This window comes from Streptomyces sp. NPDC048637, from assembly GCF_040650675.1.
Taxonomy (GTDB): Bacteria; Actinomycetota; Actinomycetes; order Streptomycetales; family Streptomycetaceae; genus Streptomyces.
The window spans coordinates 134,176-142,819 of record NZ_JBEZHQ010000024.1 but is presented as its reverse complement, the minus strand read 5'-3'; the positions used below and the strand labels follow the sequence as shown (position 1 = coordinate 142,819).

At 68.6% G+C, this 8,644-nt stretch carries 7 protein-coding genes; 4 read left to right on the top strand and 3 right to left on the bottom strand.

What is annotated here, in order from left to right; all coding sequences use genetic code 11:
- Positions 1-184: 184 nt before the first annotated feature.
- Together AB0C46_RS26850 and AB0C46_RS26845 are read right to left on the bottom strand one after the other, a co-directional pair.
- Positions 185-1,636, bottom strand: a complete 1,452-nt coding sequence (locus tag AB0C46_RS26850) for an amino acid permease (protein ID WP_362830843.1) — start codon at positions 1,634-1,636, stop codon at positions 185-187.
- Between the two features lie 204 nt (positions 1,637-1,840).
- Positions 1,841-2,797: a hypothetical protein gene (locus AB0C46_RS26845; protein WP_362830842.1), complete on the bottom strand. Its 957-nt coding sequence runs from the start codon at positions 2,795-2,797 to the stop codon at positions 1,841-1,843.
- A gap of 964 nt (positions 2,798-3,761) precedes the next feature.
- On the opposite strand from AB0C46_RS26845, the gene AB0C46_RS26840 reads away from it, so the two are divergent.
- A complete protein-coding gene (locus AB0C46_RS26840) occupies positions 3,762-4,289 on the top strand; it encodes a winged helix-turn-helix domain-containing protein (protein WP_362830841.1) in 528 nt (175 codons plus the stop codon).
- A 180-nt stretch (positions 4,290-4,469) separates the two neighbouring features.
- On the opposite strand, the gene AB0C46_RS26835 is transcribed toward AB0C46_RS26840, so the two are convergent.
- Positions 4,470-6,179, bottom strand: a complete 1,710-nt coding sequence (locus AB0C46_RS26835; RefSeq protein ID WP_362830840.1) for a hydrogenase maturation protein — start codon at positions 6,177-6,179, stop codon at positions 4,470-4,472.
- A gap of 355 nt (positions 6,180-6,534) precedes the next feature.
- Here AB0C46_RS26835 and AB0C46_RS26830 point away from each other — a divergent pair, with 355 nt between their 5' ends.
- The 3 genes from AB0C46_RS26830 to AB0C46_RS26820 all read left to right on the top strand — a co-directional run bounded on the left by AB0C46_RS26830 (position 6,535) and on the right by AB0C46_RS26820 (position 8,625).
- Positions 6,535-6,690 (top strand): hypothetical protein, encoded by a 156-nt coding sequence (locus tag AB0C46_RS26830; RefSeq protein ID WP_167536049.1) that lies wholly within the window; start codon positions 6,535-6,537, stop codon positions 6,688-6,690.
- 127 nt (positions 6,691-6,817) lie between these two features.
- Entirely contained in the window at positions 6,818-8,056 is a 1,239-nt protein-coding gene (locus AB0C46_RS26825; protein ID WP_362830839.1) for a hypothetical protein, read from the top strand.
- A gap of 53 nt (positions 8,057-8,109) precedes the next feature.
- Positions 8,110-8,625: a hypothetical protein gene (locus AB0C46_RS26820; RefSeq protein WP_362830838.1), complete on the top strand. Its 516-nt coding sequence runs from the start codon at positions 8,110-8,112 to the stop codon at positions 8,623-8,625.
- Positions 8,626-8,644 lie beyond the last annotated feature (19 nt).

Below are 8,644 nucleotides of genomic sequence, written 5' to 3'. Positions count from 1 at the left end.
GTGCCGGGGTGGGGAGGGGGTGGGTGCCGTGGGGGGGGAATAGGGGGTGTTCGACCGTTGGGGGGGGGTCTGGCGGGATGTCACGGGCTGGGGGGGGGGGGGGTGGGGGGGGGGGGGGGGGGGGGGTCCGCCGGAGGACGTGCCTCCTCCGGCGGACCCTCCCCGCCTGCGCACCGGACCGGCGCTAGATCAGGTCCATGGCGGCGACCTCGTCGGGACGGCCGTAGCTGACCGGTCCCTGGAAGCGCTGCCGGGCGGTGGCGAACCACCACACGGTGGCGATGATCAGCACCACTGCCAGCGCGATCGGCGCGTAGTTGAACGAGGCGGGGGTGATCGGGGACGCCTGGGGCAGCATGAACAGCACATTGCTGATCAGGATCCAGGTCACGGCGATCGCCGCGACGGGCTTGCCGTAGCGCCCGAGGTTCCACGGACCGGCCTGGAAGTCGTCGAGCCGGAGCCGCAGGAAGATGGGCACGGCGTAGGCGAGGAACAGCCCGACCACATTGACGCTCACCACCGCGGTGAAGGCGGTGTGCGACCACCAGCCGGGCAGCACCAGCACCAGGGGGCAGGCCGCGGCGAGCCAGACGGCCTTGACGGGGGTGCGGGTGCGCGCGGAGACGGAATGCCACCAACGGGAGCCGGGCATCGCGCCGTCGCGGGAGAAGGCAAAGATCTGCCGGGTATTGCTGGTCATGTTGGCCAGCCCGCAGAACAGCATGGCACCGATAACGATCAACAGCAGGAACTTGGCGGTGCTTTGGCCGAGCGCGTCGATGAGAATCTGCACCGGCGGCGCTTCGGCACTCGCTGCATGGCCGTAGTCACGGATCGCGTACACCAGTGCGAGCATGAGGATCAGTCCGGTGATCGCGGAGCAGCTGATCGCCCGCATGATGCCCCTGGGCGCGTTGACCGTTGCCTTCACCGTTTCTTCGGACATGTGGAAACTGCCGTCGAAACCGGTGAAGGTCCAGCTGGTGACGAGCAGACCCAGCATTCCGCCGTAAATCGCCTGTGTGAAGCCGGTGTTGTTGGCGAAGTGCAGCGCGAACGAAGGTGACTGATGGTGGTCGGGTATCACGGTCAGCGCACCGACGATCACCACCATGCCGATCAGCAGCCACCACACGGAAATCCGGTTCACCACCGCGACCAGACGCACGGTGTACGTATTGGCCAGCGCCTGGACGAGAAGGATGGCCGCCGTGATGCCGACCGTCTGCTGCGGCGTCGCCTCGTACGACGGCCACTGCATGGCGATGAACGCCTGGATGAAGGTGGCGGCGGCGAAGTTGGTGGCGGCGGTGCCGCCGACCTGGCCGACGAAGTTCAGCCAGCCCGTGTACCAGGACCAGGCACCCTGGTGCCGCTTGGCCAGCTTGCCGGCCGAGAAGTAGAGCGCGCCGCTGGTCGGGTAGGCGGAGGCGATCTCACCCATCGCGGCGCCGACGAACAGCACCATGATCGATACGCCGATCCAGCCGAAGACCAGGATCCGCGGGCCGCCGGCGTTCATCCCGAACCCGAAGGAGGAGAAGATGCCGGAAATGATGTTGATGATGGTGAAGGAAATGGCGAAGTTGTCGAACGCGCGGAATCTACGGGTCAGTTTCCGCGGATAGCCCATGGCATGGAGCGTGGCATCGTCGTCGAGGGGATCTGCCGTGTGGGGGTTTTGCGAGCGAGCTGGAGACGTACGCTCGGACACAACCGAAACCTTTCTGGGGGGAAACCGGGGATGAATGGATCGGGCTGAGTTGTTCGAACGGATGGTGCAGAACGCGTTACCTTCGGCAGCGAGAATTCACGCCGCCACCGGCCTGCCGGTGAATCAGCCGCCATGGGGAACGGGAAGTCCGCATGAGCGCCTGGCTTTGGTCAATTGCTCCTCAGGGTCGCCGAATGCACTCCAGGGCATACGCGAGGCGTAGGGCCCCATGGCGGTGAAGACTTCCCGCGCCTCGAATTCACGTTTCGCCATGAGCAGCGCATGCGCCAGATACGCCAGGTCCAGCACCGGGGTGAAGCGGTAACCGGCCACCTGCGGGAACCAGTTGTGGTAGATGCCCATCGCGGCGGTGATCCACTGGGGTTGCTCCCAGGCGTGGTCCGCGAGCAGCGCGGACGGGTTGTAGTCCTCGACCAGCGCCACCAGCGGCAGCAGCCGCAGCGGTGAGGTGGCCGTGGCCCGCTGGCTCAGGAACGCGGCCACGTCCCAGCTCGCGCTGGACGAACCGCCGTAGCGGGTGAAGAAGAATGACAGAAAGCGGTGGTGCGCCTCACGGTGCCAGGGGTCGAGCCGGAGAATGTGCGCGAAGAGGTACCACGGGCCGGCCGGCGCGGTCAGCAACCCCTGCGGTGCGGGGTCCTGAGGGCGGTCGAGGCGCGCCAGCGCCAGCTGGGCCACCCACGGGGTGGGGTCGTCGGGGAGCAGCTTCGCGGCCCGCTCACACGCCGACTGCGCTATCCGCGCCAGGGCGCCCTGCCGCCGGTCACCGGCGTCGGCCATGCGCAGGGCCCGGAGCATCGCCACCCGGGCCCAGAGCAGCGCCGCCTCCGGACCCGGCTCTTCGGCCAGCCAGCGCTCGGCCAGGTCGGAATCGGCCGCCACGGACGCCAGCACCAGGGACCGGTGGGCGCGCACCTCGAAATCCTCCCGGGCCTCCTGCAGAACCTCGTGCGCGCTGAAGTACCGCCCGGCCCTGACGTCCATGCACGCGCGCGCCAGCGCCCGGTCATCGGCCGCTGGACTCCACACGTACTGCCCCTCGAAAGAGCCGGCCGCCATGGTCCCCTCCCGGTCACGAAGGCGTCTTCCCCCACACCGCATTCCAGCTGCGCCGAATTCAGCTGGACCCCTGCCACCGGTCAAGTGACAGCGGCCACACCCTACTCACCATCAACTCATTGCGAAAACAAGCCGCCTGGAATATCTGGTTCCGCACCTTTTAGTCTCGATGAGATTGAAAAGGAAACAACTTCTCGACCGACCTTCAGAAGCCCTCCACTTTGCCACTTCGTTCGTCACAGGGCATTTATTTGGCATATTCATGTGTTCACAAGCCCTCCACAAGTACACATCGTTGCCGATTACCCCTCCGTATCCATCGTTTCCACGGCTGCGCGCCCGTGCGGCGCGGACGGGACCGCGGCGCTCCGAATCCCGGAGGGCGGGCCCGCTCCAGGCCGGCCACCCACAACTCCTCGGCGGGCCCCGTTGATTCACCGACCCCTTCCAGCCGCACCGGCCGGAAGGAGTCCACTGCCGCGCGAGGGGCGCACCGGCCCGGGCGGCCACCGCCACCACCCGGCAGCGCGGGTACCGACGTCACAACATTCAATGAATTCCCGGTGCACTTGTTGAACGAATCAGCGGCCCGCCCGGACGCAACCCGCCGGGCCGCCAACCACGTTGGCGCCGCGCATCACAAACTCGGCTCAAGAGCAACCGAATTAGCGGATGCTACTTTCCGGAAGCGCGCGATCACATGTAGCGTTCGTCTGGACCGGAGGCCGTGACTTCACACCACGTCATGGCTGGGTACGGGCATGGGCGCGAGCGTTCTTGCGGCTGGAACGGAGCGATCGCCCCGCTGGGCGGACCTGCACCACAAGTGCCTGGTCGTCCCCCGGCCGCACACCGGACTGCGCCGCGATCGCTGCACAGCACCTGAGCACCCTTGAACGTCGAGCACCGCCATGTCTGTCCGTACACGCCTGCTTTGCAAGAGGAATGGGCCCAGATCATGTTTATGAACTCCTCGACGACCCCGCTTGCGTTGCGACCGGATGCCGACTTCGGCCGGCCGCCCACAGCCGGGCCCGGCGAAGGGCCACCCCTCGCGGTCGACCGGCTCCCCGACGGCAGGTGGCAATTGACCCTGCACGCTCTGGAACCCATATCGGTGCACCGGCTGCCGTCGGACGAGGTCCACATCATCCTGGCGCCGCCGCGTGCGGAACCGTCCGGTGAACCAACGGCCGGCCGGCTCCGGCCGGAGCCGATCCGGATCGATACCGCAGCCCGGACCGTCTTCATCAGAGGCCGCCAACTCGATCTGCCCCGGCTGGAGTTCGATCTGCTGGCCCATCTCGTGCTGCATCCACGGCGGGCCTTCACCCGGGAACAGCTGATGGCCGCCGTCTGGCCCAGCTGTCAGTCCAGCAACCGCACCGTCGATGTCCACATCGCCCGTCTGCGCCGGCGCCTGGGACCTGGCCTGCGCGACTCCATCAGCACGGTTTTCGGTATCGGGTACAAGTACCAGCCCGCCTCGTAGGCCGGTCACCGCGGCGGACGCTCAGCGGCGGGCCGGTGGCCGACGTATGCCGGCCACCGGCCCGCCGCCGTGCGGTCCGGGCACGGGCCGCGGCCCACCCCCGTGCGGCCTTTCGACGGGCTCCGGACGTCCCGGCGGAAGCCTCCGTCCTCCCCGGGGAGGACGGGGCGGCACCTCACCTCAGACCCCGGGGGGTGAGAAGTCGAGGTGCTCGGGGGTTGCCGCCGCGGGTTCCTTGCGGACGAAGGCCCGGCGCAGGGCGTGATAGGGCTGCTCCGGGTCGAAGAAGATGCGGTGCATCTGCGCCAGTTCGTGCTCCCGATAGGCGGCGAGCGGGCGGTGGGCCTCGTCGCGCTCCCGGTCGGCCTTCTTCGTGGCGATACGGGCCTGTGTCGTGGGTGCCGAGGCCAGTCGGACGGCGAGCCGGGCGCTCTGCGCGGCGAAGTCCTGTGCGGGGCAGTCGATGATCCGGTCCACCAGGCCGAGCCGCGCTCCGGCGGCGGCGGTCATCGGCAGGGCATGTACGGTGAGCTGCCCGGCCACCTCGGGCCCCGTCCGGCCCGGCAGGGTGTAGGTCCAGTATTCCGAGCCGTAGAGCCCCATCAGCCGGTAGTGGGGGTTGAGCACCACGGCCGAGCGGCACCACACCTCGTCGGCGGCAAGGGCCAGCATCGCCCCGCCGGCCGCGGCATTGCCGCCGAGCGCGGCGACCACCAGCCGGTCGGTGGTGGTCAGGACGGCGTGCACCAGATCGTCCATGGCGTTGATGTTGGCCCAGGACTCCTCGGCGGGGTCGGCGGCGGCCTCGATGACGTGCAGATGGATGCCGTTGGAGAAGAAGTCCCGGCGGCCGCCGAGGACCAGCACGGAGGTCGGCCGGGCGCAGGCGTGGCGGTAGGCGGCAAGCAGGCGCCGGCAGTGGTCGGTGCTCATCGCGCCGCCGGGGAAGGAGAACTCCAGGAAGCCGGCCGGGCCGTCCTCGCGGTAGCGGATGTCGGTCCAGGTCCGGGGGCCGTCGCCGGGTTCGAGCGGGGCCGGGACCTCGGGGAGCGGCGGGAGGCGGTCGCCCAGCGCCAGTGTGGCGGGCAGCTTGAGGGTGCCGGGCTCCCCCGGCACCCGGGGCGGCCGCAGTTCCGGAATCCATACCGCGCCGTCGGCCGTCGCCCGGCAGATCGCGCCACCTCGGGTGGCGAGCAGCTCGCCCGGCCGGCCCGTCAGGGTGTCCTCCGGGTGGCCACCGTGCAAGTGCCAGGTGTCGCCGAGCAGTTCGTCCCGTACACCGGGCTGGGAGTCGGCGGCGCGCAGCTTGCGAACGACGGTGTCGGTGGGATCAGAGCGCCAGTCGATCCGGCGCAGGTCCTGGCGGAACGGCGGGCGGGGGCGGCCGGGTTTCGCGGCGTCGGACAGCTCGGCCTGTGGCTGCGGGCGGTGGGTGCCGGATGCCACACGGGCGACGGCCGACCGGACCGCCTCCAGCGCGGCATCGGCAATCTCGTTGCGGTACAGGTCGCTCTTGCCCACGTCGGGGACGGGGCAGCTCGCCGCGGCCCAGATGTCTCCGCCGTCCATCTCGTCGTTGGCCTGCAGGACCGTGACGCCCCACCGGTCCGCGCCCAGATGCACCGCCCAGTCCACCGAGGACGGGCCCCGGTCACCGACGGGACCGGGGTGCACAATCAGACAGGTGTGGGTGGACCACACCTCCCGGGGAACGGCCGTCTTGAGCATCGGTGCCACGATCAGGTCGGGAGCATGACGGCGTACGACCTCAAGGAGCGGTGTGTCCCGCGTCACCAGCTCCACGCTCACCTGGTGTCCGTGGTCGCCGAGTTCGGCGTACACGCGCTGCGTCAGACTGTTGAACGCGCCGGCGATGAGCAGAATGCGCACAGCAGACTCCCCTGGAGCTGGGACCGATGGGCGGACGGCTGGATCGTCCCGCACCGGCGGCCGCCGGGCTCCGGACCCGCGCTACGGGTCACCCGATCGACGGCCGCCGTGCGGCGCAATGCGGAGCGGGCGGCGCCGGGGAGGCCGCCGGCTGACTGCTCGTCATGTAGTTCCGCCGCTGATCACTTCGACAGGTTCCCGCCAAAGTTGGCGCACCGGCCGCCCAACCGCACCCCTAAAGATTGCCTTTAATTGACATTCGCTTGGTCATACTTTTACTTTCAGTGCTGTGGCATCAGCGCAGGTCAGCGCCGTGTGCCCAGTTCGTCTTCCGCACTCTCTCTCGGAGGTTCCCATGGAGCAGCTCATCAAGAAGATGGCCCAGGACAACGTCTGGCAGAACTGGATCGCCGCCAACTCCGCACAGCAGGCGGCGAAGAACGGCTGCATCAGCGCCGCCCCGAAGGCCGGTTGCATCAGCGCCGCGCCCAAGGCCGGCTGCATCTCCTGACCCTCGCACCCATCAGAGGCCCGGGAGCGGGCCGGCGGCGGTGAGCACCCGGCCGCCCGCCGCCCGCTCCCGGGCATCGTCCCTCATTCCCCGTGTGGCACCGCATCCCAGCAACGGCGAGGATTCCATGGATGGTCAGCCGACCGCCGAGGTCATCGAGCAGATCCGCGACATACCGATCTACCGTGAGTCGCTGGCGAAGGGCTACTTCCCCATACTCGACAAGCCGGAGATCGCGCGCGGCTTTCCCGACAACTGGATGACGCCCCGGCTGGCCGCGGCGCTGGAGTCCGGAGAGGCGGAGTTCGTCCTCTCCACCGGCACCCACCACGCCCGGATGCAGATCATCCGGCCCCCGTATTTCCTGCTGCGCTCCTACTACCAGCTCTGGCGCGAACACCCCGATATCGCCGACACCTGGGAATCGGGCTGCCGGCGGGTGTCGCTGACCACGGTGCTGGCGACGGAACATGTCGCGCGGGTCAATGCCGCACGGCGCGGCACCGTGCCGGAGCCGGTGCCCGCCCTCGACGACCGCCGGCTCGACGAGCGGACCTGCTACGTCAATCTGCGGCTGGACCCGGCGCTGTGGGAGCGTGCCGAGGTGGAGCGGATGCTCGAGGAGATCCGGGCCGCCCGGCAGGCGCACCCGCGCGGCTGGTACCACCTCGACTGCTCCGGCTACCACCTGGCACATCTGGTGCGAAAGGTCGGCGAATGGGGGCTGTGGGACGATTTCCCGCCGCCCGCGAGCATCATCCACGCCTACGAATACACCCCGGTGAACGTCCGGCGTTTTCTGCACCAGCACTTCGACTGCCCCATCATCGACCTGTTCGGCAGCACGGAACTCGGCTACCTCTACTTCAGCGACCGCCGCGGCACCTACTGGCCGCATCTCGACAAAATGAGCGTCGAGCTCCAGCCGGTCGCCGAGGGGAGCACGATCTACCAGCTCATCGTGTCGAGCGTGCGCAATCCCTATATGCCGCTGATCCGCTACCGCTCGGGCGACTGTGTACGGACCCTGGACGGTACGCCCGATCCGGGAAAGATCTCCCAATTCTGCGGCCGGGAAAAGGAATTGCTCAGCACTCCGCACGGGCCCGTCGCCCAGGGCGACCTCGACCGGTGCATCAGCGAGGCGTCCCCGGACGTCTTCGTGTACCAGTTGCAGCTGACCGGCGATGCCGAGGCACGGCTGGTGTACACGACGTTCCACGGCGCGCCCGTCGAACGCGCGCAGGCCACGGCGCTGGAACAGAGCATCGGTGAACTGACCGCGCGGCGCTGCCGGCTCGAACACCGTACGCATGTCCCCATCGGGAAGTCGGGAAAGTACGCCTGGCTCACGACCGGCAGCTGACCCACCGGACGTCCGCGCCCCCGGACGTCCGCGCACACTCGGACAGGAGAAGCATGACCAGCCAGCCGCGGATATCCGCCGATGACCTCAAGGACCTGCTCGGCGAGGCGCTGCACGCCGAAGTGGTGACGCATTTCGACGACAAGGGCGCGGCGCCGCGGGAGTTCGTGGAGCGCCAGGTCACCGAGTGTCTGCGCTATCTCTATCTCGTCTCCCGGCATCACGACCGGCTCAGCGGCCTCTTCCTGCCGGTCGAGCAGGACATCGACGAGATCTGGCACTACCTCATCCTGCAGACCCGCGAATACCGTGCGCTGTGTGAGGAACGGCTGCCGGGGCAGTTCTTCATCGAACACCGCAGCATCGCCTACGAGGACTACCAGCAGGAGCCGGGGCGCGAGCAGGCACTCGAAGAGGCCCTGCGCTGGATCCCGTTGTACTGCCAGGAGTTCGGCCCGTTCGACGAGGGAGCGCTGCCGCACTGGACGATCGTGCGCTTCCTCCACGAGCAGATGGGACTGTCGCTCGCGGACATCGCGGCGCTGGAACCGATGGCAACGGCCCCCTAGGGGCCCACATCCGCTGGAA